Raw genomic sequence first — 24805 nt, forward strand, 5'->3', positions numbered from 1 at the left:
ATCCCATGCCAAACAAAAGTAAACCCAATAGATTAATCAATGAGAAATCACCATATTTACTCCAACACGCCCACAACCCTGTGGACTGGTTCCCGTGGGGAGAAGAAGCTTTTGAAAAAGCAAAACGCGAAAACAAGCCGGTTCTGGTCAGCATCGGTTATTCGACTTGTCATTGGTGCCACGTTATGGCTCACGAAAGCTTTGAAGACGAAGAAATCGCGCGTCTTCTCAATGAACGGTTTGTGGCGATTAAAGTCGACCGGGAAGAGCGGCCGGATGTGGATTCTGTTTATATGAGAATCTGCCAGCTGATGACCGGGCAGGGCGGCTGGCCGCTGAATGTGTTTATCACGCCTGATCAGAAGCCGTTTTACGCGGGTACATATTTTCCAAAGACGAGCAAATTCAATCGTCCTGGTTTTGTTGATGTGCTTGAGCATCTGTCTGAGACGTTTGCGAACGACCGCGAGCATGTCGAGGATATTGCGGAGAACGCCGCTAAACATTTGCAGACCAAAACAGCCGCCAAATCAGGTGAAGGCCTTAGCGAGTCAGCGATTCACCGGACATTCCAGCAGCTTGCCAGCGGGTTTGATACGATCTACGGCGGTTTCGGGCAGGCACCGAAATTTCCGATGCCCCATATGCTGATGTATTTGCTTCGTTATCATCACAATACGGGGCAGGAGAACGCTTTATACAACGTGACGAAAACGCTGGACAGCATGGCGAATGGCGGCATTTACGATCATATCGGCTATGGGTTCGCCCGCTATTCGACCGATGACGAGTGGCTCGTTCCCCACTTTGAAAAAATGCTGTACGACAATGCGCTGCTGCTGACCGCTTATACAGAAGCCTATCAGGTCACGCAAAACAGCCGCTATAAAGAGATTTGTGAGCAGATCATTACGTTCATTCAGAGGGAAATGACTCATGAAGACGGAAGCTTTTTCTCTGCTTTAGACGCGGATACAGAAGGAGAAGAAGGAAAGTACTACGTGTGGTCAAAGGAAGAGATTCTAAAAACGCTCGGAGACGATCTCGGAACGCTGTATTGCCAAGTGTATGACATCACTGAAGAAGGAAACTTTGAAGGCAAAAATATTCCTAACCTCATTCACACAAAGCGAGAACAAATCAAAGAGGATGCCGGGTTAACCGAAAAAGAGCTCAGCCTCAAACTCGAAGACGCAAGACAGCAGCTCTTGAAGACACGCGAGGAAAGAACCTATCCCCATGTCGATGATAAAGTGCTTACCTCATGGAACGCGCTGATGATCGCGGGTCTTGCGAAAGCGGCAAAGGTATACCAGGAGCCGAAATATCTCAGCCTAGCGAAAGACGCCATCACATTTATTGAAAACAAATTAATCATCGACGGCCGTGTGATGGTCCGATATCGTGATGGCGAAGTGAAAACCAAAGGCTTTATCGACGATTACGCTTTTCTCCTATGGGCTTATCTGGATCTCTATGAAGCTTCGTTTGATCTTTCTTATTTACAAAAAGCGAAGAAACTGACAGACGATATGATCAGCTTATTTTGGGATGAGGAGCATGGCGGATTCTACTTCACCGGACACGATGCAGAAGCCTTAATCGTACGGGAAAAAGAAGTGTACGACGGCGCCGTGCCTTCCGGAAACAGTGTGGCAGCTGTTCAGCTGCTGCGTCTCGGCCAAGTCACCGGCGACTTATCACTGATCGAAAAAGCGGAAACGATGTTTTCCGTGTTCAAGCCAGACATCGACGCGTATCCGAGCGGCCATGCTTTCTTTATGCAAAGTGTGTTAAGGCATCTAATGCCTAAAAAAGAAATCGTGATTTTTGGAAGCGCAGACGATCCAGCCAGAAAACAAATCATAACAGAGCTCCAAAAAGCCTTTAAGCCTAACGACTCCATTCTGGTAGCAGAGCATCCTGATCAATGCAAAGACATTGCGCCATTCGCTGCAGACTACCGCATCATAGACGGCAAAACAACCGTTTATATTTGTGAAAACTTCGCCTGCCAGCAGCCGACAACAAATATTGAAGAAGCGATCCACACATTAATAAGCAGCAGGGATTAAGACCCTTGCTGCTTACTTTTTGATTTCTTATGGTACCATAAAGCGATCCCCGCAAACACAAGGTTGACCGCTATCGTAAAGAAAGCCTCCCACATCGGGTTCCCCCGCGTAACCGTAAACAGAGAAGGAATTCCTCCATACACACTGTTTTTTTCTGTAATAAACATACACAAAAACATATTATTCGCGGCATGGGCGCCAAGTGATATTTCGATGCTTCCAGTTTTAATCGTGTAATAGGTCCACACAAAACCAAATGTTAAATACTCAATTCCTGCCCAGACAGCGCCATTGTTCATTTCTGGATTCGCAAAATGCAATACGCCAAACAATCCTCCGACAATCAGTGTCAAAAATAGAGGATTTTTCGTCAATCTCCCGAAAGCTTGAAGCAAAAATCCCCTGAAAAACAGTTCCTCAGCTGATGTCTGAATCGGAACCAAAATGAGGGCAGCCGCTAGCAGCCAGATAAAGCGTGAGGCATTAAACTCTTGCATTGAATAGCTATCAGGATGAATCGCAAAATCAATCAATTGTACGGCGATCATCAGCAAGAAATAAGCAATAAAACCAAAGGAAATTCTCCGCCAATTCATCTTTGAATTTGGTGTAATCACAGTTCGGAAAGGCCGCTTCAAAATAAAGCGCACAGCCAGCCAAACTCCCGGAATGGCGAATAAATAAATCACATGGGACAAATAAAGATCTACGAGGGGATCACTCAGCACAGCTTCATCCAAATCAAACGTGATATTGGGATTCACAATAACCGTGAACAGTATAGCGAAAAGGTAAGCTATATTCCCGAATACATATAACCCTACCATCACCAAAAAAGCGAAAAAATATCTCCACAACGTATTGTTTCCTTCTATAGGACGGATAAATGAATTCATTCCTTCTATGTCTCTTCCTTTCAATGAGAATATTACTATATATTTGCATAAATTGGTCTATGAATCTACTGTTTTGGAAATCTTTCAAGCAAAATTAAAATATAAAGTGTGAATTTAGTTCTTCCATCTAGTGATTTGAACTCTGTTGCCAATGAACCAAGATACTTATAATAGTCCCAAGAGGGGAATTTTCAGTCTTTTCTTACTACTAAAAGGGGGTTTTTTATGAATACGATCTTCAAACAAAAGAATACACATCCTTTCTCAAACGCAGCGAATCGTTTAGACCGCCTTCCGATTTCACGCGTTCATTTCCAAGTGTTAACCGCTCTCGGCATTGTTTATTTCTTTGATCTCGCAGATTTATTTACCCTCAGCAATGTAGCGCCGGCACTGATCGAGCATTGGGGCATCCCGCTTTCAACTATTGCTAACGTAACGGCTGCTTCGTTTTTAGGCATGTTTTTAGGCGCTTCACTGGGCGGACGGCTGTCCGATCGAATCGGCCGCAAAAAAGCCTTAAATCTATTTGTCTTTGTTTTCTCAATCGCATCGCTATGCAATGCTGCGGCATGGGACATTCCATCTTTAATGACATTCCGTTTTCTCACCGGATTTGGCGTTGCAGCCGCCATGGTCATTACGAATAGCTATTTGGCGGAATTTTTCCCTTCAAGTGTACGTGGAAAATATATTTCTTTTTGTGCCATGATTGGATTGATCGGGGTTCCGATCACCAACATTGTGTCTGCCTTTGTCATTCCTCTTGGTTCATGGGGATGGAGGCTAGTATTTGTATGGGGTGCCGTCGGCCTTATTTATTTTTTCTTTATTCGACGGCTGGAAGAGTCGCCTCGCTGGCACGAAAATCGCGGGGAATATGCGAAAGCCGATGCGATCCTCAACCGAATTGAGGCACAGGTTGAAAAGGAGAAAGGCCCGCTTCCGGCAGCATCCCAGCCTAAAGTAAGCGAAACTGTTAAGCAGAATGCAGGTTATGCCGGCTTATTGAAAGGCAGAAACCTCAAAATCACCATCGTATTATCTGCTGTATGGATTTTTGAAACGTTTGGGTTTTACGGATTTGCCTCATGGGTTCCAAGCCTGCTAAAAAGCAATGGCGTCACCATGGAAAATACATTGTGGTATAACGTATTGCATTCCATCGGCGCTCCGCTTGGTGCACTGCTCGGCTCCATGATTTCCGAAAGATTTCAAAGAAAATGGATTTTAGCTGCGAGTGCGTTTCTGACGGCCATCGCCGGGCTCTTATATGGTATGACTTTTATTCCCATCATGATCATTGTATTTGGTTTTATCGTGAATATCACAGAACGGGTCTTTACCTCGAACTTATACGCCTATACATCTGAACCTTATCCGACTGAATACCGCTCGTCTGGCAGCGGTTTAGCCTATGGTCTTGGCCGTTTTTCAAACATTTTTGGCTCATTGCTTGTCGGATTTATTGCCGTTCAGCTCGGCTATATCAGCGTCTTCTTATTTATTGGGGGCTGCTGGCTCGCATGCTCCTTGCTGTTAATCTTCTTCGGTCCTAATACGAATGCGAAACAGATTTAAAAAAGTCAGTGCGGATCTGCCGCACTGATCTCATTACAATTGCTTCAAAATCCTCGCGGGGTTTCCGCCTACAACAGTATTAGCGGGTACATCCTTAGTGACAACAGATCCAGAAGCAATCACTGCGTTATCACCGATTGTCACTCCCGGGTTAATCACCGCCCGGCCTCCAATCCAAACTTGATCTCCAATTGTCACAGGCTTACCGAACTCCTTCCCGGATTTCCTTTCGATCGGATCAAGAGGGTGACCGGCCGTGTAGATATGTACACCTGGCGCAATCAAACAATGACGGCCGATACGCACCTCACACACATCTAAAATGACACAGTCAAAATTAACAAATGTATGATCTCCGATATGAATGTGATAGCCATAATCACAGCGGAATGTCGGCAAAATCGTGACTTGATCCCCAACCGAACCGAGCAGCTCCTTCAAAAGCTCCGTCCGCACTGCATCATCTTCCGGTGTTTCGTTATATTGTCTAATCAGCTGTCTCGCATGTTTGCGTTCTAGTAATAGTTGTTGATCTTCCGAATTGTATAATTCTCCGGCTGCCATTTTTTCTTTTTCTGTCCTCAGCATGTAAGTCACTCCAGATGTCAGATTGTAATCTCGATCAAATTTCCTTCATCATCCTCAATCACACTTTCATAGTAGCCGTCTCCTGTTGTCCTCGGGCCGTTAACTACTGCGAAACCATCCGCCTTCAATCGATTAGTCAGTTCGTCAACTTTCTCCCGGCTCCCAACGGAAAAGGCAATATGTGCCCAGCCTGTCATTGTTTGTGAGGACGGATCGGTCACATTCCCTTTTTTCATAATCTCCAGCCTTGCTCCGGAATCAAACGTAATAAAATAAGACTTAAAATCTTTTTTCTCATTATGATACAAATCATTCGCTTCGCCATTAAAATACGTTTCATAAAAAGATTTCATTCGCTCTAAATCATTGACCCAGACCGCTGTATGTTCAATATGCATTTCTTCCTCCTCCTTCGCCTTCAATGAAGTTATAAGGTATGAAATGCATTTCAGTTCAAGCTTTTTTCTTAAATTTATGCTGAATTTTGATATCAGCGGGTTCATCCTGCAAAAATAGAGAAAATGCTGCGATGCCGAGCTGCTCAAGATTCAAATCAAGCGACGGAAAACCAAGAACACGGCTGATAGAAGTATTCCCCTCGCCTATGATTTCAACATCCCAATTACTCTTTTTGGCAAATAGATGAATTCCAGCTGCCACTTCATCACTATTTGCATAAATAGCAGTCGGAACCCGCCCGCTCATATAAAAATGTTCAGCTGCCAGCTCACCATCATTCATATTGTTACATCCGGACAGCATATGGCGGTCTTCCAACCTTCCGCAGACAGCTTTATAGGCCGCAGCTTTATCAGCCGTGCTCGGGCTCCTATCAGCTTCTCTGACACACGTAAAAGCAATATTCTCATGCCCGCGGCTCTTTAAATAGCGAAAGCTCTCTGCATAAGCAGTTTTTCTGTCATTAAAAGCACAAGGAACATCAATGTCTCCGGTATCCTCACAAGCGATGATCGGCCCATATTCCTGATAAGCTAAAATGCTGTCCCAATGATTGGCGCGGGAAGTAATGATGAGACCGTCTATTTTCTTCGTTCTTAACAGCTCTAAATATTTGATTTCAATAGCGGGGTTATAATTGGTGGGGAGGAGGGTCGTTGCATACTCATGCTGAAAAGCCGCCTTGGTGATTCCGTTAACGATTTTATCAAAGCAGGGATGATCGCTATAAGGCAGAATCACACCGACCGTATGGGTTTTCCCGCGAATGAGATCGATTGCGGTTCGATTTGGCGTATAATCCAATTCCTTCATGACTTGATGAACAAGCTTTCTCTTTTCTTCAGACACATAAGGATGATGATTCAATACACGCGAGACAGTCGAAACAGATACATTTGCCAGTCTTGCGATCTCTTTTATATTTGCCATCTCTTTCTCCTTTTCATATAAAAAAAGCAGTAAGTGTAAAATCCTTACTGCTATCTCATCATATATTGATGATAAGTTCAACAGGACAATGGTCGGAACCCATGACGTCCGCTGATATGCTGGCATCTTCAATCTGTTCCTTAAGTCTTTCAGAAACAACAAAATAATCAATCCGCCATCCGATATTTCTGTCCCGGGCGCCGGCACGATACGACCACCAGGAATAAGCGCCTTCAAGATCAGGATAAACATGACGGAAAGAATCAACAAAGCCAGCTTCTAAGAAACGAGTGAATGCCCCTCTTTCTTGATCTGAAAATCCAGCGTTATTCCGGTTCACCTTTGGATTTTTCAAATCAATCTCCTGATGGGCTACATTCAAATCACCGCATAAAATCACTGGTTTTTTCTGATCCAATTCAAGAATATAAGACAATAAAGCCTCTTCCCATTGCATGCGGTAATCAATCCGCTCTAATCCCCTTCTGGAATTGGGCGTGTAAACAGTCATCACATACACGTTTTCAAATTCCAGCGTAATCACTCTGCCTTCTTGGTCATGCTCTTCTACTCCGATACCGTAGATGACCTGCAGCGGTTCTTGCTTAGAAAAAACAGCTGTGCCGGAATATCCTTTTTTCACTGCATAATTCCAGTACACATGATAGCCTTCAGGCTGGAGATCAACCTGGCCGTCCTGTATCTTCGTTTCCTGAAGACATATAATATCTGCATCCTCTTCTTTCAAATAAGAGAGGAAATCCATTTTTCTCATCACAGCCCGCAGGCCGTTTACATTCCATGAAATCAACTTCATGTTTCATCCTCCCCCCTATAAAAAAGAGCAAGAACCCGAAGGTTCTTGCTCTTTACGCATCAGCTTACTCACCACTTACGTATGGAAGTAAAGCCATTTGACGTGCGCGTTTGATCGCTGCAGTCAATTTACGTTGGTATTTAGCGTTTGTTCCAGTTACACGACGTGGTAAAATTTTACCGCGCTCAGAAACAAACTTTTTAAGAAGATCTACATCTTTGTAGTCGATGTGCGTGATACCGTTAGAAGTGAAATAACACACTTTACGGCGTTTCGCACGACCGCCTCTGCGTCCTCCTGCCATTGTCATTTCCCTCCTTTCTTTTTCATTTTAGGCGATAATCACATTAGAATGGAAGATCATCATCCGAGATGTCAATCGGTTTGCCGTCGTTGGCAAATGGGTCATCATTAAAGCTGTTCCCCTGATTGCGTCTCTGGTTGTTTTGGTTTCCCCCAAATGGATTATCATTTTGGCCTCCGCCAAAGTACTGGCCTCCGCCGCTGTTTCCTTCGTTGTATCCACCTGAACCAGAACCGCCGCCGTTTTTCGGCTCAAGAAATTGAACACTTTCAGCTTGGACCTCTGTCACGAAGACACGCTGTCCTTGCTGGTTTTCATAGTTTCTTGTTTGTAAACGGCCATCTACGCCTGCAAGGCTTCCTTTTTTCAAGAAGTTTGCAACGTTTTCGGCTTGTCTTCTCCAAGTGACACAATTAATGAAATCGGCCTCACGTTCTCCGGACTGGTTCGTAAATGTACGATTCACAGCAAGAGTAAACGTAGCAACAGCCGCACCGTTTGGCGTATAACGAAGCTCTGGGTCTTTTGTCAGTCTTCCGACTAATACAACTCGGTTAAGCATAAGAAAGACCACCTTTTACCATTATATATTTCAAAATTGCTTATTCTTCTTCTTTAACAACAATGTGGCGAATGATATCGTCACTGATCTTAGCTAGACGGTCAAATTCTTGAACTGCCGCAGCGTCAGATTGAACGTTTACGATTTGGTAGAAACCGTCGCGGAAATCGTTGATTTCGTAAGCAAGACGACGTTTACCCCAATCCTTTGTTCCAGTGATCTCCGCACCGTTAGAAGTCAGAACGTTGTTGAAACGCTCGATAACTGCTTTTTTAGACTCTTCGTCAATGTTTGGGCGGATAATGTACATAACTTCGTACTTTCTCATCTGTTTGCACCTCCTTTTGGACTAAGCGGCCCATAATGGGCAAGGAGCAATAATTCTATTACTCACAATTTTATATTATACCAAAGCTCTTGTCCCTTTACAACTGCATCCTATACATTAAATCGGAAATGAATAACATCTCCGTCTTGAACCACATATTCTTTCCCTTCAAGGCGGACTTTTCCTGCCTCTTTAGCTCCTGCCATACCGCCGCCCGCAAGAAGATCCTCATAAGCAACTGTCTCAGCACGAATGAAGCCCCGCTCAAAGTCACTATGAATAATTCCTGCACACTCAGGGGCTTTCATGCCTTTTTTGAATGTCCAAGCTCTGACTTCCTGTTCTCCGGCTGTGAAATATGTTGCGAGGCCGAGAAGAGAGTAAGACGCTTTGATCAGCTGATCAAGACCTGATTCTTGAATGCCCAGCTCTTCCAAGAACATTTGCTTTTCTTCGCCTTCAAGCTCAGCGATTTCAGATTCGATTTTTGCACACACAACGATAACTTCTGCGTTTTCGCCGGCAGCGTACTCGCGAATCTTCGCTACATTTTCATTGCCAGATGGATCAGCAACTTCATCTTCACTTACGTTGGCCACGTACAAAATAGGCTTCGAAGTCAGTAAATGGAGCTGCTTCACAAGCTTTTGCTGCTCCTCAGTGAATTCTACAGATCGAGCAGGCTTTTCACTCTCAAACGCTTCTTTCAGTTTAGATAAAATCTCAAACTCAAATACAGCGTCTTTATCTTTTTGCTTCGCAAGCTTGCTGACGCGTGTAATCCGCTTTTCAACCGTTTCCATATCAGCGAGGATCAGCTCAAGGTTGATCGTTTCAATGTCATCAATCGGATCAACCTTTCCGGAAACGTGTGTAATGTTGTCATCGGAAAAAGCACGGACAACGTGGCAAATCGCGTCAACTTGGCGAATATGAGATAGGAACTTGTTGCCGAGTCCTTCTCCTTTAGATGCGCCCTTTACAATCCCTGCAATATCAGTGAATTCAAAAGCAGTCGGCACAGTCTTCTTCGGGTTGACCAGCTCAGTCAGCTTTTGCAGACGATCATCCGGCACCTCTACAATTCCCACGTTCGGATCAATTGTACAGAACGGGTAGTTGGCTGATTCGGCACCGGCCTGTGTAATTGCGTTAAATAGTGTTGATTTTCCGACGTTCGGCAAACCAACAATTCCAGCTGTTAAAGCCATTCTTTCATCTCCTCTATATAAAACCGTCATTGTATGAACGTATTTTGAACCTAGAGCAATTATAAGGAGGTTCACTGGAAAAGACAAGCTGACAAAAAAGCATTTTCAGCCTGCCAATCCCTTTGATTATGCTTTTTTCAAGCCTACTAAACAGTCAAAAAGCGTACTTCCCATTCCATTATCAGAATTTGTATCATTTGTCAGTGCATTGACTGACCCTCCAAAAGCCGCCCACATGCCTTCATCTATATTAATCGTCTTCGCATGAGCCTGCTTCATCACTTTCACCTTGCCCTTCAAGCGTCCGCGGTCATTAAAGATAACAACTTCGTCTCCATCCTGAAGATCCTGCTCAGCCGCTATATCTGGAGAAATATCGACCTGAACGTGCTGAAGCTTTTCAATAAACGGCACATGCTGTGAATGGTTGGAACGCTGCGGATGAATGGATAACAGCGTATAAGGGTACTTTTCAGCTAACTCCTCATTATGGAAAACAGATTCTTCGGGCACATTTAATTGAAGCGAGCCGCTAAATCCCTTTTGCTCAGCTAGCGACGAAGTAAATTCAAATTTTCCACTCGGCGTCAAAAACTGATAATCATCCCACGGCACCTGTTTTACTGGAAGAGGGAGGTGGCCTTTTTCTTTTAAACGCTCAAGTGTCACATCCTCTGCTTCCAATGAAGAAAGCCCCATCTCTAAAAATTCTTGAGTGCTGTATTCAAACAGCTCGCCAAACCCAAGACGTTTTGCAAGCTCTGACCAGATCCAGCTGTCCGACTTCGCTTCACCCTGCGGCTCCACAAGCTTCTTCCCGTACTGAACATAATGATGATACATACTGGAATAGTAGATATCTTCTTCTTCAAAAACAGTGGCAGTCGGCAAAACATAATCACATAGCTTTGCGGTATCCGTCATAATGGAATCAATCGCGACCGTCATTGGAACCTTTTCAAAAGCTTGTCTCACCTTATTTGTATTCGGCACCTGAGTCAGCGGATTTCCGCACGTCACAATAATCATCTCAATCGCAGGATCAGCAGCGGTCAACACTTCTTCAGCCTGCGTCATCATTGAAAAAGAACGTGATGTTGTTTTTAATTCCGGCAACGTCAGCTTTGTTTTTGCAAAGCTCTCGCCAATCTGGACATTTCCGAAATTCGCGCCGCCGCCCTTAATTCCGACATTTCCGCTTGCCGCAACGAGTGCATCAATCCAACGAATCGTTCCGCCGCCGTTTTTATATCGCTGCATGCCAAGCCCCATAAAAGTAGACACCGGACCATCAGCATACAAACCGGCCAGATACTCCAGCTCCTCCATAGAAGTTTCTGTTTTCACAATAAACTCTTCCAGAGAAACAGTTTTCAAAAGCTCTTTCACATCATCAAAACCGACAGAATGCTCAGAAATAAACGTTTCATCCGTTCTTCCCGTCTCAATCAGAACCTTCAAAACGGCTGCCGCAAGCCAGCCGTCCATTCCAGGCTTTACAGAGATATAGCGGTCAGCAAGCTTTGCAGTCGGGTTGAAGATCGGATCAATCACCGTAATCGTGGCGCCCTTCTTTTTCACCTGCTGCAAGTGATGGTATAAGTGCATATTTGTTCTGGATACATTTCTTCCCCACACAACAACATGCTTGCTGTTGTAAATATCAAGCGGGCCGTGACCGTACGAACGGCCAAAATCCCAGCTTTGCGCCTCGATGCCGGAGCCCCAGCATATGCTTCCGACGATTTCAGTCACGCCTCCATATCCATTAAAAAAACGCTGATCAAGCGCTTTTAACAGACCGTTATTCGCATAATCATGGCTGTGCAAAACAGCAGTCGTCTCCGACGTTTCCTTGATTTCCCGAAGTTTATCGGCAATTTCATCAAGTGCCTGCTCCCAAGAAATCCGCACAAACTCGCCATTTTGTTTTTTCATTGGATAGCGAAGCCGATCAGGAGAATTTGTTTTTGTCTCAAGCATTCTGCCGCGGCCGCAGATTTTACCTTCCGTAATCGGATGGTTTGGATCTCCGTCCACTTTTGTTACCTTTCCATCATCAACAGTCACCAAAAAGCCGCAGCTGTCCCAACAATTCAGCGGACATGCCGACTGATGCACTTTGCTCATCGCCGTCTTCTCCTTACCTTCTATATGAAAAAGCATGAGTGTCGGCCTATTTATGAAGTAGGCTCCTCATGCTTGACTAGTACTTTTTTTAGTTTTCTTTCAAATTCTCTTCTCGGAATCATAACACTGTGAGAGCATCCCTCACACTTAATTCGAATATCCATTCCCATGCGTATAATTTTCCAGCTGTTCGCTCCGCATGGATGCGGTTTTTTCATTTCTACGATATCATTCAGGCCAAAGTCTTTATCCGCCAAGACCCTTCACCTCTTTTCCTAAACTGCTGTATCTATTGTACAAAAAAACTGATCATAAGAGCAATCAAGATACCCGAAAAGAAATCCATCCTCTTATTTCCATTTACTCAAAATAGGATATAAGAGCAGACAAACTAACAAATACAAATTGAGCATCCCATATATCGGATACAAGAACGCGATCAAATCAGAAAATCCGAAAGAAGTAAAAGGTACCATTAACACTAACAAAATCAACACAATCATCCATCTAGGCATATGAATAAACGCCATCAGCCGGCTGGACAGCCCCAGCAAACCTGCTACCGTCGTCGTGTAAATCGCCAGGCACAGCACCGCCGTCATACATAAAAAAAGGAAATAAGGCGCACCCTCCAGAACGGCAAACAGCGGTATTTCAAACTGAGAAAGGGAGCCCGCCAGCTCCACCAACGTTTCATTATAAACAAATGAGATCACGCCAAAAATAAGACCGCTTGCCACACTTGCGATTTTTGCTTCTCCGAGCCCTTTCATCTCTTTCCCAACAGAGGATAAAATCGCAACAACTGAAAGGATGTTTAAAGAGGTAAACGTAATGCTCGCAGGCCAGTTATACTGCTGGGACAAATCAATCGTCCACGTATGGTGATGTGTGCTCTGAAAAGAGATCAGCGCATATAAAAGCCCCGCTACTAACACAGGAATCAAAATACTATTTATAGATAATATTCCTTTCACATCCCACAAAAACAAACACACTGTCACGATGCAAATCAGCGTGATTCCCCACCAGAAAGGAAGCTTGTACATTTGCAGGGTCACACCGCCTCCCGCAATCATCACCATAGTCGTCGAAAACAAATAAAAAATGATGAGGACATCATAAATTTTCGCCAGCCATGGCCCCATTAAATGCTCCAGAACCGGCAGAAAATGAGTGGATTGAACTTTAAAACTGATTTTCATCACAATATAAGACGAGAAAATGAACATGATTGTAAACAGCACAATAGCAAGTCCGCTTTCCGCCCCAAAAAACTGCCATATCTCCTGACCGCTCGCATAACCGGCCCCGATCAGGCTCCCTAATATGAGCAGCATCCACTTCATTCCGGCTCTCCACAACACTATCACCTCATAGACAAAGTTCAGCTTGTTTCCGTTATTGTTACTATATAAATAAAAGAAAGCAAACATGCCATATTTTCATAGACATTTAAATACAAGGTGAAATTATCATACGAAATACACATAAAAAAAAGACTGCTAATGGAGGCAGTCTAAAAATATATCATCTTGCAGTGGAATGAAGGAATGAACCTCATTAACCATTCCTATCTATAAAGTGTTTTGTAAGCAAACCGTAGCTTGATCATGATCGAGGCAATGGGGGACAATATTTATAATTCACCCACTAACCATTCATAATAACCTCTACTTTTTTAAAATCTCCGGTGTCATACACAAAGCATAAAAAACCGTACTGCTGGATATACTGTAAACAACCTTACATAACGAAACACACACCATAGCAATTCTGTTACCTACTATAACAAGGAAGTGAAACCTATGAATCGAAAAGGCGGGCTTTTTTCCTCTCAGGAACGAGTAAAACAATATGTTTCACATACAGATGCAGCTGCAGCAAAACAAATCCAAACCATTCTTTCTTCATCCTTACGTAAAGCGGCCGGCAAACCAATTGTTGTGGTTTGTATCGGAACAGACCGTTCAACCGGTGACTCATTAGGCCCGCTCGTAGGAATGAAACTCAAACAGATGCAGCTCACCAGATTCCATGTCTACGGAACCTTATCTGACCCCGTCCATGCTGTGAACATGAAGGATAAAATCAATGACATTCATAAATTACATAAAAACCCATTTGTTATAGCAGTCGATGCATGCTTAGGCCGCGTTAAGAGTGTGGGTTCATTTCAAATCGGGGACGGGCCATTAAAGCCCGGCGCCGGTGTACAAAAAGACCTTCCTGAAGTGGGAGATCTTCATATTAACGGAATCGTGAATGTGAGCGGTTTTATGGAATATTTTGTATTGCAAAATACTAGACTCAACTTGGTCATGAATATGGCAAATGTTTTAGCGGAAGGTTTGAGTTTAACAGATCGGACAGAGTGGAGGCAAGAACGCCTTAACCCGTTGCAAAGGCTCACTGGGCGCATATAAAATAAAAACCATCTTCGTTTGAAAGATGGTTTTTTCATTTATGATTCTCGTTCAGACAAAAGCTCTAAAATCCGGTCAAGGTCTTCATTAGAGAAAAATTCAATTTCGATTTTGCCTTTTTTCTTCTGTCTTTTAATATTAACTGTTGTTCCAAAATAATTTTGGAGATAGGATTCTCGTTCTTTTAGAACCGCATCTTTCACAGGTTCTTTTTTCTTTGTTTCACGTGGAACATTCTGATTCAACTGCTGAATCAGCTGCTCAAGCTGGCGAACATTGAGCTGCTCCGCAATCACTTTTTGTACCAGCGGTTCAAGCTTATTTTTGTTTTTTAAGCCAAGAAGCGTGCGTCCATGTCCCATAGAAAGCGTGCCTTCGGCAATAAGCTGTTGAATATTTTCTGGCAGTGTCAGCAGTCTTAAATGATTCGCAATATGCGGCCTGCTTTTCCCAAGACGTTTGGCAAGCTGCTCTTGTGTGAGATCTAAGTGTTTCAACAAGGAGTCATATGCCTGAGCCTCTTCAAGCGGAGATAAATCTTCACGCTGAAGGTTTTCTAATAAAGCAATTTCCCTCATTAACGCCTCTGATAATTCACGGACAATGGCCGGAACTGTATCTAAACCTGCCAGCTTTGCCGCTCGAAAACGCCGTTCACCCGCAACAATATCATAGCCTTTTAAAGATTTTCTGACGATAAGCGGCTGAAGAATGCCATGCTGCAACACAGATTCTTTTAGTTCAGCTAATGCCTCGTCATCAAAGTGTTTTCTTGGCTGATAAGGATTAGGGCGTAAATCGGCAATTTTAATTTCTTCAACTGTCTCTTCAGACAAATCTACCTGATTAAATAACGCATTAATCCCTTTTCCAAGGCCTTTAGCCATTCGCAGCCACTTCCTTTGCTAAATCTAAATATACTTCCGCACCTCTTGACCGCGGATCGTATAAAATGATGGGTTTTCCGTGACTCGGTGCCTCACTCAGACGGACATTACGCGGAATAACTGTCTTATATACTTTATCCCTAAAATACTTTTTAACCTCTTCAATCACTTGAATACCAAGGTTTGTCCGGGCATCAAGCATTGTCAGCAATACACCTTCAATCATTAAATCAGTATTCAAATGCTTTTGCACAAGACGTACTGTATTTAATAACTGGCTGAGACCCTCCAAGGCATAATATTCGCACTGTACAGGAATCACAACGGAATCCGAGGCAGTAAGGGCATTAACCGTCAGCAAGCCCAATGACGGCGGACAATCAATGATAATATAATCATAATTTTGCTTTACTGCTTCAAGCGCTCTCTTCAATCTCACTTCTCTTGATATTGTAGGAACCAGCTCGATCTCAGCCCCTGCAAGCTGAATCGTCGCAGGAATCACATCCAAGTTCTCTACTGTCGTTGCTTTAATAATATCTATTACATCTGCATCATCTACTAAAATATCGTACACACACTGCTCTACATCGGCTTTTTCAATCCCTAATCCGCTTGTCGCATTTCCCTGCGGATCAATATCTACCAGCAGAACCCTTTTCCCTATGTAAGCCAAACATGCCCCAAGGTTGACAGACGTCGTTGTTTTGCCGACCCCGCCTTTTTGGTTCGTAATTGCTATGATTTTTCCCACGATGTCACCTACTTTCACATGAACATGTACTATCTTGCTTCTATTCTATCAAAAAAAGATTAAAGCGTTTCATTTTTTTCATCATTTTGTTCCGAATCAGAAGGGAAATAATTGAAAATTCAAGCACGCTTTATGCTTTCTCTTATAAATTCTGCAATTTCTATGTTTTTTTGACTTAAAAAAGGAATTTCTTAAAGAAAAAAAGAAGAAGTCACAGTACAGAACGTGGAAACAGGATGGTGAGAAAATGGTTTATCAAACGAAGAGGGATGTACCCGTTACGCTGATGATTGTGTTTCTCATATTACTGATACAAGCAGATGCCATTGTTCCTTTTGTGCTGGGAAATATGAGAGTTTCCGGCTGGATCATTTTTATTCTGTTGACTCTTTTAAATGGACTCATCATTTGGAGCTTTATTGACCTAAAATATGTATTGAAGGAACAACATCTGATCATTAAAGCCGGATTGATCAAACATCAAATTCCTTATGAAAAAATCGATAAAGTCGTTCAAAAAAAGAAACTATGGTCCGGTTTTCGTCTGATCGGCTCTCGCCATGCCATCACAATATATTATCAGGGGGGATGGGGACATGCAGTGATTTCACCGCAAAAATCTGAAGAGTTTATCCACAAACTCAAAGAAAAGAATTCTAATATAATAATTTTCACTAAAAGTAAGTGATTACCTTTTATTAAAAATATAAAAAGCTCTCCTGCTTTTCAGGAGAGCTTCTATTTTGGTATGCGAATCGTTAATTGAATATATTCTTCAAATTCTTCTTCTTCCGTATTCAATTTTACACCGCTGTCTTCCACCATTGATAGTGACTGGCGAATCGTGTTCATCGCAATTCTTGTATCTCTGCTGAATGCTTTGCGTCTCGGCTTTGGCTTTCTCTTGCCTTGCTCCAGCATTTTCACCACGCGGTCTTCCGTCTGCTTTACATTTAAACTTTTCTCAATAATCTCTGTGAGCAGTGTGACTTGGAGCTCAGGCTGTTTCAGCGGAATCAGCGCTCTGGCATGGCGCTCGGTGATTTTCTTCTCCATAATCGCCTCTTGGACCGGCTGAGGCAGCTTTAATAACCGAAGCTTATTCGCGATTGTAGACTGCCCTTTTCCTAAGCGCTGTGCGAGTGCCTCCTGTGTTAAATCATGCAGCTCAAGCAGCCTAGCATAAGCATGCGCTTCCTCAATAGAAGACAGTTCTTCCCGCTGCAAGTTTTCGATTAACGCCACAGAAGCGGTTTCCGTGTCGGAAAAATCCTTAATAATTGCCGGAATCTTTTCCCACTCAAGCGATTGCACCGCTCTCCAGCGTCTTTCACCTGCAATGAGTTCGTATTGGCCTTCTTCTTCTGTATGCCTAACAACAATCGGCTGAATAATGCCGTGTGTATGAATGGTCATTGCTAACTCTTTGATTTTTTCATCTGAGAAAATGGTGCGTGGCTGAAAACGGTTGGGAACGATAGCATTTACCGGTATTTCCAGAATCTCTTCTTTGTTTGTATCATGTTCAGCAATCTCCGGCTCCTGTTCCTTCTCACCAAGCCCGAAGAAACGAGAGAATGAATGCTTCATGTACCTACACCACCTTTAAAAACTGCCATTTTTATAATTCTATTTTCTCATGGTTTTTCCTGCTGTACATCCATCAATTTTGATGAAAATATGATGGTATTGTCATATCAGGCTGTCTAAATTACCCTTCAATTGGCGATTTATTAGGAGTTCCCGGTTTTCTTGGATACTTCTTAGGCGTATTTTTTATTTTGCGTATCACCATAATATTACGATCGCTTTCTTCAATAGGCAGCTTAAAAGAATGGATATTCTCAAGTTCTCCTCCAAGCGTCGTGATTGCTTTTTTGCCTGCATTCAGTTCTTCTTCAGCTGATGCGGCTTTTAAAGCAACAAATAAACCGTTTTTCTTCACCAGAGGCAAGCAAAGCTCACTCAAAACAGATAATCTCGCAACTGCTCGTGCCGTCACAATATCATAGCTTTCACGCACGTCTTTCCGTTGCCCGAACGTTTCAGCTCTGTCATGGCAGAATGTTGTATTCTCCAATTGCAAAGCCTCAGATAGCTTTTCTAAAAACGTGATCCGTTTATTCAGTGAATCTACGATTGTGACATTGAGGTGCGGAAAGCATATTTTTATCGGCAGACTTGGAAAACCCGCTCCCGCTCCGACATCACAAATCGTGTTCACCTGATTGAAGTCGACATAAAAAGTAGCTGTAATGGAATCATAAAAATGCTTTAAATACACTTCTTTTTTCTCTGTTATTGAAGTCAGATTGATTTTTTCGTTCCATTCAACCAGCATGTCGTAATACAGCTCAAATTGCTCCAGCTGACGGGGAGAAAGGGAGATCCCTTTTTCCGCCAAACCAGAAGTGAATTCTTCAATATTCATGCCGTCATCCTTTCTATTCGGCTATCTTCGCAATGCGTCCCTGCTCTAAATACACCAATAGAATTGAAATGTCCGCCGGGTTTACACCGGAAATGCGGGAAGCTTGGGCAACAGACAAAGGCCGTACATTTTTCAGTTTTTGACGCGCCTCGGTCGCAATCCCCTTAATTGCGTCATAATCAATTCGATCTGGAATTTTTTTATTTTCCATCTTCTTTAGTTTTTCCACTTGCTGAAGAGATTTTTCAATATATCCTTCATATTTCACTTGGATTTCTACTTGTTCTGCCACGTCTTGAGGAACCGGCACTTCTGGCGGCGCCAGTTTTGTGACTGTTTCATAGTTCATTTCAGGACGCTTCATCAAGTCTGTGCCGCGAACTCCATCTTTCAATTCGCTTCCGCCAAGAGAACGGATATATTCTTGATTTTCCGGAGACGGCTTGATAATTACAGAATGAAGACGTTTTTTCTCCGCCTCGATCGCCGCTTTTTTCTTCTCAAAAGCCGCATAGCGCTCATCAGAAATCAATCCAATGCGATGTCCGATTTCTGTCAGACGCAAATCAGCATTGTCATGGCGAAGCAGCAATCTGTATTCCGCACGTGATGTCAAAAGACGATATGGCTCATTGGTACCTTTTGTCACAAGGTCATCAATCAGAACACCAATATAGGCGTCAGAACGGCTTAAAATCACTTCTTCTTTTCCAAGCGCTTTTCGTCCTGCATTGATTCCCGCCATAATCCCTTGTCCCGCAGCTTCTTCATAACCGGAAGTTCCGTTAATTTGGCCTGCAGTGTAAAGGTTTGTGATTTTTTTTGTTTCAAGTGTCGGCCAGAGCTGTGTCGGTACGATTGCATCATACTCGATCGCATAGCCGGCTCTCATCATTTGTACGTTTTCAAGTCCAGGAATCGTTGCAAGCATTCTTTGCTGTACGTCTTCTGGAAGACTTGTAGATAAACCTTGGACATAGACTTCCTGTGTATTTCTGCCTTCCGGCTCAAGGAAGATTTGGTGACGCGGTTTATCATTAAAACGGACAACTTTGTCTTCAATGGATGGGCAGTATCTTGGGCCCGTACCTTTGATCATACCGGAATACATCGGTGAACGGTGCAGGTTGCTGTCAATAATCTCATGTGTCTCAGGGCTTGTATATGTCAGCCAGCAAGGGAGCTGATCTGTGATATATTCCACTGTTTCATATGAGAAAGCGCGAGGCACATCGTCACCAGGCTGAATTTCCGTTTTACTGTAATCAATCGTGTCGCTTTTAACGCGAGGCGGCGTACCTGTTTTAAAACGAACAAGGTCAAAACCGAGTTCCTCCAAATGCTCAGAAAGCTTAATAGAAGGCTGCTGGTTATTCGGGCCGCTTGAGTAAGACAGATCGCCAAGAATGATACGTCCTCTTAAATATGTCCCTGTCGTCATGACAACTGCTTTCGCACGATAATGTGCGCCGGTTTGTGTAATAACGCCTCGGCATTCGCCGTCTTCAACGATCAGCCGCTCCACAATTCCTTGCAGCAATGTTAAGTTTGGTTCTTTTTCAAGCGTATTTTTCATTTCGTGCTGATATTGGAATTTGTCTGCTTGCGCACGTAATGCACGAACCGCAGGACCTTTTCCTGTATTCAGCATTCTCATTTGAATATGTGTTTTATCGATGTTTCTTCCCATTTCTCCGCCGAGCGCGTCAATTTCGCGGACGACAATCCCTTTTGCGGGGCCGCCGACAGACGGATTACATGGCATAAATGCAACCATATCTAGGTTGATGGTCAAGACAAGCGTTTTGGCGCCTTGGCGTGCAGATGCGAGGGCAGCCTCAACACCGGCATGCCCGGCGCCAATCACAATCACATCGTATTGGCCTGCTTCATACCCCATGATTCTAGTTCCTCCTTTAATTATTTTCCTAAACAGAATTGAGAAAAGAGCTGATCAATTAAGCTTTCGTGGACAGAATCTCCAATGATTTCCCCTAAAAGCTCCCAGCATCTTGTAAGGTCAATTTGCACCATGTCGATCGGGACATCCTGTTCGATGCCGCTAAGCGCATCTTCAATGGCGCGTTTTGCTTGCTGTAAAATAGAGATGTGACGCGTGTTGCTGACATAAGTCAGATCCCCGCTTTCAATGGCACCCGTGTAGAACAGCGATTGAATCGCTTCTTCCAGATCATTAATGCCTTCCTCTTTTAAAAGAGAAGTCGTAACAACTGGACGTCCATTGGCAAGCTCACGGACACGTTCAGTGTCAATCTTCGCCTCAAGGTCAGTCTTATTCAAAATCACGATAACATCCATGCCCCTAACGGCTTCAAAAAGCTTCACGTCTTCTTCAGAAAGCTCTTCACTATAATTAAGCACAAGTAAAATCAGGTCCGCTTCCTTTAGGACCTGGCGAGAACGTTCAACACCGATTCGCTCAACAATATCCTCTGTTTCACGAATACCTGCTGTATCAACCAGACGAAGCGGGACGCCCCTTACATTCACGTATTCCTCAATCACATCCCGTGTCGTTCCGGGAATATCGGTTACAATGGCTTTTGCCTCATGAACGAGGCTGTTCAGAAGAGATGATTTTCCTACGTTTGGCCGGCCGATAATGACGGTAGAAAGACCTTCACGCAAGATTTTTCCTTGCTCAGAAGTCCTCAGCAGCGCCTCAATTTCCTTTTTCACGGCGGTTGCCTTTTCGACTAAAATCTGATGCGTCATTTCCTCTACATCATCATACTCCGGATAATCGATATTCACCTCAACATGGGCCAGTGTTTCTAAAATCTCACTGCGCAAACGGCGCACCAAAGCAGAAAGACGCCCTTCCATTTGATTCATAGCAACGTTCATTGCCCGGTCCGTTTTCGCTCTAATTAAGTCCATAACCGCTTCCGCCTGTGAAAGATCGATTCGCCCGTTTAAAAACGCACGTTTCGTAAATTCGCCAGGCTCTGCCAGTCTCGCTCCCTCTCTCAATGCGAGCTGAAGCACTTGGTTCACAGTCACAATTCCCCCGTGACAGTTTATCTCGATAACATCTTCCCGTGTAAAAGTTCTCGGCGCTTTTAACACTGATACCATTACTTCCTCAACGACACGATCTGAAGGTCTGTCTACGATATGACCATAATGAATCGTATGTGATTCGACCGAGCTGAGTGTTTTCCCCTTCGGTCCCTTATAAATTCTATCTGCGATTTGAATGGCTTCTGGTCCGCTCAACCGTACAATCGCAATCGCGCCTTCTCCCATCGGTGTGGAAATTGCCGCAATTGTATCCATGTTGTTCACCTCTCTTTACTTATACTTCATCTATATAAAAAAATTTTTATTATGCCAAAACTAAAAGATAACATAGTTTGGTTCGAAGTGGAAGATTTGTTATCCACAGAAATAGAAATTCGTCCCTTATTACTTTAACTTATCCACATGTGAATAACAATTAATTTTATTTCCTGAACTTCCTTTTTATCAACAGGATACACCTAAAAAGAAAAAACTTAAACGGCAAAACCTTGATATTACTAGGAAAAGTAGATTTTTCGGATACAAAAAAACCGAAATCCAATTTTTATCGGACTTCGGTTTTATGCTATCTTTTATGGGAAATAACGAGATGACGATTTTCGCCTTCACCCATTGAATATGTTTTGATCTGATGGTTTGCATATCCAGAAAGAGTATCGTGAATAATTTTTCTTTCGCTGGACGGCATAGGCTCAAGCTGGATGGATTTTTTCGTTTTCAAAACCTGGTCAGCAAGCTTGATGGCCAGCTGGCTCAGTGTTTCTTTTCTTTTCAAACGATAGTTTTCTGCATCCACCGTCACATTTTTATATTGGCCTGGATAACGGTTAAGGGCAAGCTGTGTCAAAGTTTCAAGGGCGTTTAAGGTTTGTCCTCTTTTCCCAATCAACAATGCTGCCTTTTCACCTGTTATATGATATCTCACTGTCTTTTTGCTTTCTTGAACAGTCACATCAGACTTCCCGGCAATGGCTTCGGCAATCGTTTGAAGATATAACTTCGCTTGCTGAATCTGATCAATCTTTTCAACCAGCTTTACGATCGCAGGCTTTTTACCGAAAATACCGAGAAACCCTTTGTTTCCCTCTTCAATAACAGTAATTTCTACCTTATCCTTCGTTAATCCCAACTCTTGCAATCCGGACTGTACTGCTTCATCGACATTTCGCCCTGCAGCAGTCACATTCCTCACTTTTTCTTTCCTCCGGCTTTTTGCGGCTCAGGATTTTTTTTAATATCAGGTCCTTTAATGAGGAAAGTTTGCGCAATCATAAACAAGTTACCAACTACCCAATAAAGAGAAAGAGCCGCCGGGAAGTTGATCGCAAATACGATAATCATAATTGGCATAATCCAAAGCATCATCGCCATTTGCGGATTTTGCTGCGCATTGCCAGCCATCATCAGTTTTTGCTGAACAAATGTAGCGACACCGGCAACGATAGGAAGAATATAGTAAGGATCTTTTTCTCCTAAGTCAAACCATAAGAAGCTATGCTCTGAAATCGCCTGGGTTCTCATGATCGCATGATAGAATCCAATTAAAATCGGCATCTGGATCAAAATCGGGAAACATCCAGCCAATGGATTGACACCATGCTTTTGGAATAAAGCCATTGTTTCCTGTTGAAGCTTTTGCTGCGTTTTTTGATCCTTTGAGCTGTATTTTTCTTTAAGCTTTTGCATTTCCGGCTGTAAAGCCTGCATCGCTTTCGAACTTCTCAGCTGCTTAATCATCAGCGGTAAAATTAATAAACGAATTAAAATGGTAACTAGAATAATTGAAAGCCCGTAGTTATCTCCCGTCAATTTCGCTACATACGTAATGAGCTCAGACAATGGATATACTACGTACTTGTCCCAGAAATGCGGACTATCTGCAGTGATCGGCTCTTTCACACTCGAGCATCCAGCCAAAAGCATGAATACGCCAACCATACTTAATAGCAACCCTATTCTCCTTTTCAACAACATTTCCTCCTATAATTAATCTTTACACTCTTTTATTGCAAAGCATACTTGTATGTATTTTAGCATCTTTCAGTTTTAAATGGTGTCTTTTTCTGATCAACCAGAAAGGAAGCGCTTTTAAAAGTTGTAAGAAAGCAGTGGTGATGCCTACTTTGACGAAGATTTCTTATATAATGAAGACTTTCTGAATAGATGCTGCAGACTTTTTTTCGTTTCCTCATATGTCAGCTGGCTCGCCGGTTTTCTGGCAATAATGATGTAATCCTTTTCCTTCAGTCTCTCTTTCTCTTCAAGAAAGGCCTGCCGAATCAAACGTTTGATCCGATTTCGCATCACGGCATTGCCAATTTTTTTGCTGACGGAAAGCCCGACACGCAGTTCATCATTTTCAGGCTGATCAAGCGTATATAAGACAAACTGGCGGTTTGCAACTGATGTCCCATGTTTAAACACTTTTTGAAAATCTTCATTTTTCTTTAAACGATTTCGCTTCTTCAAATGACTCACTCCGATACTGGCTGGCAGAAACTTTTAAAATTTATTATGAACATGAGATGCATCTGAACCAGGAAGCATGCCCCAGTTCATTACGCATCACATCTATCTTTTCCCATAACGTGAAAAAAGACCACTGACATTATTCAGTGGCCTAAGCTGATAATACTTTTCTGCCTTTGCGGCGACGGCGTGCTAAAACTAGACGACCGTTTTTTGAACTCATACGGCTTCTGAAGCCATGAACTTTGCTGCGTTTACGGTTATTCGGTTGGAATGTTCTTTTCATTTATGACACCTCCCTCGAGGAATAGCTGTTAAAGACAGTCTTACTTATTATATTTGCGTTACCTATTCATTGTCAACTTCACTAGTGCTTTTATTTCTTGCAACCATAATAGGATACCATACCTTTTCAACTTTCGAAACCTTATTTTTTAGATTCGTTAATTTTACGGAAAAAAGACAAATCCAAATAATTTGCCCCTAAAATCACGCATGTGGATATCTTTTTCGGCTTTTTTTAGTATCCACAGAGGTTATCGACAACATTTTCACATTACCAACCCCTGTGGACAAGGTTTTTTCAACAGGTTGTCCGCTTTGTGGATAAGATTGTGACAACCATTGCAAGCTCTCGTTTATTTTGGTATTATATTTGTGTTTTAACTCTTGATTACTAATACTACCTTTCCTCTTTATCCACAAAGTGTGGATAAGTTGTGGATTGATTTCACACAGCTTGTGTAGAAGGTTGTCCACAAGTTGTGAAATTTGTCGAAAAGCTATTTATCTACTATATTATATGTTTTCAACATTTAATGTGTACGAATGGTAAGCGCCATTTGCTCTTTTTTTGTGTTCTATAACAGAGAAAGACAACATTTTCTATGAAAAGGAGGGACGTGCCGGAAG

Annotated in this window: 26 protein-coding genes; 4 read left to right on the top strand and 22 right to left on the bottom strand. The window is 42.9% G+C overall.

Going from position 1 to position 24805, the window contains the following annotated elements; translation table 11 throughout:
- Window positions 1-5: 5 nt before the first annotated feature.
- On the top strand, window positions 6-2075 hold the full coding sequence (locus NSQ83_RS21410) for a thioredoxin domain-containing protein (RefSeq protein ID WP_198878348.1): 2070 nt from the start codon (window positions 6-8) through the stop codon (window positions 2073-2075).
- On the opposite strand, the gene NSQ83_RS21415 is transcribed toward NSQ83_RS21410, so the two are convergent.
- Entirely contained in the window at window positions 2072-2971 is a 900-nt protein-coding gene (locus NSQ83_RS21415; protein WP_015250787.1) for a type II CAAX endopeptidase family protein, read from the bottom strand. The genes NSQ83_RS21410 and NSQ83_RS21415 overlap by 4 nt on opposite strands.
- Window positions 2972-3196: 225 nt before the next feature.
- Between NSQ83_RS21415 and NSQ83_RS21420 the strand changes: the two genes are divergently transcribed.
- Window positions 3197-4552: an MFS transporter gene (locus tag NSQ83_RS21420; RefSeq protein ID WP_048654832.1), complete on the top strand. Its 1356-nt coding sequence runs from the start codon at window positions 3197-3199 to the stop codon at window positions 4550-4552.
- A gap of 33 nt (window positions 4553-4585) precedes the next feature.
- Here the strand turns inward: NSQ83_RS21420 and NSQ83_RS21425 are convergent, their stop codons facing one another.
- The 11 genes from NSQ83_RS21425 to NSQ83_RS21475 form a co-directional block, all read right to left on the bottom strand.
- Window positions 4586-5140 (bottom strand): sugar O-acetyltransferase, encoded by a 555-nt coding sequence (locus NSQ83_RS21425; RefSeq protein WP_032722825.1) that lies wholly within the window; start codon window positions 5138-5140, stop codon window positions 4586-4588.
- Between the two features lie 17 nt (window positions 5141-5157).
- Window positions 5158-5538 (bottom strand): VOC family protein, encoded by a 381-nt coding sequence (locus tag NSQ83_RS21430; RefSeq protein WP_048654831.1) that lies wholly within the window; start codon window positions 5536-5538, stop codon window positions 5158-5160.
- A 55-nt stretch (window positions 5539-5593) separates the two neighbouring features.
- The gene (gene ccpB, locus NSQ83_RS21435) at window positions 5594-6529 is read right to left on the bottom strand and encodes a transcriptional regulator CcpB (RefSeq protein ID WP_153912460.1); all 936 of its coding nucleotides are present in this window, start codon (window positions 6527-6529) and stop codon (window positions 5594-5596) included.
- A 58-nt stretch (window positions 6530-6587) separates the two neighbouring features.
- Window positions 6588-7346 (bottom strand): exodeoxyribonuclease III, encoded by a 759-nt coding sequence (gene xth / locus NSQ83_RS21440; protein ID WP_038429969.1) that lies wholly within the window; start codon window positions 7344-7346, stop codon window positions 6588-6590.
- Window positions 7347-7410: 64 nt separating this feature from the next.
- On the bottom strand, window positions 7411-7650 hold the full coding sequence (rpsR, locus tag NSQ83_RS21445) for a 30S ribosomal protein S18 (RefSeq protein WP_003219224.1): 240 nt from the start codon (window positions 7648-7650) through the stop codon (window positions 7411-7413).
- A 43-nt stretch (window positions 7651-7693) separates the two neighbouring features.
- Window positions 7694-8212, bottom strand: a complete 519-nt coding sequence (ssbA, locus tag NSQ83_RS21450; protein ID WP_003219228.1) for a single-stranded DNA-binding protein SsbA — start codon at window positions 8210-8212, stop codon at window positions 7694-7696.
- A gap of 40 nt (window positions 8213-8252) precedes the next feature.
- Complete coding sequence (gene rpsF / locus NSQ83_RS21455; RefSeq protein WP_003244064.1) at window positions 8253-8540, bottom strand: 30S ribosomal protein S6; 288 nt, start codon at window positions 8538-8540, stop codon at window positions 8253-8255.
- Window positions 8541-8650: 110 nt separating this feature from the next.
- A complete protein-coding gene (gene ychF / locus NSQ83_RS21460) occupies window positions 8651-9751 on the bottom strand; it encodes a redox-regulated ATPase YchF (protein WP_003242727.1) in 1101 nt (366 codons plus the stop codon).
- A 126-nt stretch (window positions 9752-9877) separates the two neighbouring features.
- Complete coding sequence (locus NSQ83_RS21465; RefSeq protein ID WP_198878346.1) at window positions 9878-11881, bottom strand: molybdopterin-dependent oxidoreductase; 2004 nt, start codon at window positions 11879-11881, stop codon at window positions 9878-9880.
- Window positions 11882-11931: 50 nt separating this feature from the next.
- Window positions 11932-12138: a DUF951 family protein gene (locus NSQ83_RS21470; RefSeq protein WP_003226838.1), complete on the bottom strand. Its 207-nt coding sequence runs from the start codon at window positions 12136-12138 to the stop codon at window positions 11932-11934.
- Window positions 12139-12231: 93 nt separating this feature from the next.
- Window positions 12232-13248 (bottom strand): membrane protein, encoded by a 1017-nt coding sequence (locus NSQ83_RS21475; protein ID WP_010886647.1) that lies wholly within the window; start codon window positions 13246-13248, stop codon window positions 12232-12234.
- Between the two features lie 441 nt (window positions 13249-13689).
- Between NSQ83_RS21475 and yyaC the strand changes: the two genes are divergently transcribed.
- Window positions 13690-14307, top strand: coding sequence for a spore protease YyaC (gene yyaC, locus NSQ83_RS21480; protein ID WP_003243890.1), 618 nt, complete (start codon window positions 13690-13692; stop codon window positions 14305-14307).
- Window positions 14308-14345: 38 nt separating this feature from the next.
- Here the strand turns inward: yyaC and spo0J are convergent, their stop codons facing one another.
- Complete coding sequence (spo0J, locus tag NSQ83_RS21485) at window positions 14346-15194, bottom strand: stage 0 sporulation protein Spo0J (RefSeq protein ID WP_003226832.1); 849 nt, start codon at window positions 15192-15194, stop codon at window positions 14346-14348.
- On the bottom strand, window positions 15187-15948 hold the full coding sequence (soj, locus tag NSQ83_RS21490; protein ID WP_198878345.1) for a sporulation initiation inhibitor protein Soj: 762 nt from the start codon (window positions 15946-15948) through the stop codon (window positions 15187-15189). Before soj ends, spo0J begins: the two co-directional genes overlap by 8 nt.
- 247 nt (window positions 15949-16195) lie before the next feature.
- Between soj and NSQ83_RS21495 the strand changes: the two genes are divergently transcribed.
- Complete coding sequence (locus tag NSQ83_RS21495; protein WP_185184153.1) at window positions 16196-16636, top strand: PH domain-containing protein; 441 nt, start codon at window positions 16196-16198, stop codon at window positions 16634-16636.
- Window positions 16637-16686: 50 nt separating this feature from the next.
- On the opposite strand, the gene noc is transcribed toward NSQ83_RS21495, so the two are convergent.
- The 8 genes from noc to rpmH all read right to left on the bottom strand — a co-directional run bounded on the left by noc (window position 16687) and on the right by rpmH (window position 24179).
- On the bottom strand, window positions 16687-17538 hold the full coding sequence (gene noc / locus NSQ83_RS21500) for a nucleoid occlusion protein (RefSeq protein ID WP_015250778.1): 852 nt from the start codon (window positions 17536-17538) through the stop codon (window positions 16687-16689).
- Between the two features lie 121 nt (window positions 17539-17659).
- Window positions 17660-18379: a 16S rRNA (guanine(527)-N(7))-methyltransferase RsmG gene (rsmG, locus tag NSQ83_RS21505; protein WP_003226827.1), complete on the bottom strand. Its 720-nt coding sequence runs from the start codon at window positions 18377-18379 to the stop codon at window positions 17660-17662.
- A gap of 13 nt (window positions 18380-18392) precedes the next feature.
- Window positions 18393-20279, bottom strand: a complete 1887-nt coding sequence (gene mnmG / locus NSQ83_RS21510) for a tRNA uridine-5-carboxymethylaminomethyl(34) synthesis enzyme MnmG (RefSeq protein ID WP_003226825.1) — start codon at window positions 20277-20279, stop codon at window positions 18393-18395.
- A gap of 20 nt (window positions 20280-20299) precedes the next feature.
- Window positions 20300-21679: a tRNA uridine-5-carboxymethylaminomethyl(34) synthesis GTPase MnmE gene (mnmE, locus tag NSQ83_RS21515; protein ID WP_195727671.1), complete on the bottom strand. Its 1380-nt coding sequence runs from the start codon at window positions 21677-21679 to the stop codon at window positions 20300-20302.
- Window positions 21680-21989: 310 nt separating this feature from the next.
- Window positions 21990-22616, bottom strand: a complete 627-nt coding sequence (gene jag, locus NSQ83_RS21520; RefSeq protein ID WP_088327392.1) for an RNA-binding cell elongation regulator Jag/EloR — start codon at window positions 22614-22616, stop codon at window positions 21990-21992.
- Window positions 22613-23398: a YidC family membrane integrase SpoIIIJ gene (spoIIIJ, locus tag NSQ83_RS21525; protein ID WP_010886648.1), complete on the bottom strand. Its 786-nt coding sequence runs from the start codon at window positions 23396-23398 to the stop codon at window positions 22613-22615. Before spoIIIJ ends, jag begins: the two co-directional genes overlap by 4 nt.
- A 144-nt stretch (window positions 23399-23542) precedes the next feature.
- Window positions 23543-23893 carry a ribonuclease P protein component gene (rnpA, locus tag NSQ83_RS21530; RefSeq protein WP_003242628.1) on the bottom strand — a complete coding sequence of 117 codons (351 nt, stop codon included), beginning with the start codon at window positions 23891-23893 and terminating at the stop codon, window positions 23543-23545.
- 151 nt (window positions 23894-24044) lie between these two features.
- Window positions 24045-24179: a 50S ribosomal protein L34 gene (rpmH, locus tag NSQ83_RS21535; protein WP_003178075.1), complete on the bottom strand. Its 135-nt coding sequence runs from the start codon at window positions 24177-24179 to the stop codon at window positions 24045-24047.
- Between the last annotated feature and the right edge of the window lie 626 nt (window positions 24180-24805).

The organism is Bacillus sp. PS217, from assembly GCF_037963535.1.
Taxonomy (GTDB): domain Bacteria; phylum Bacillota; class Bacilli; order Bacillales; family Bacillaceae; genus Bacillus; species Bacillus subtilis.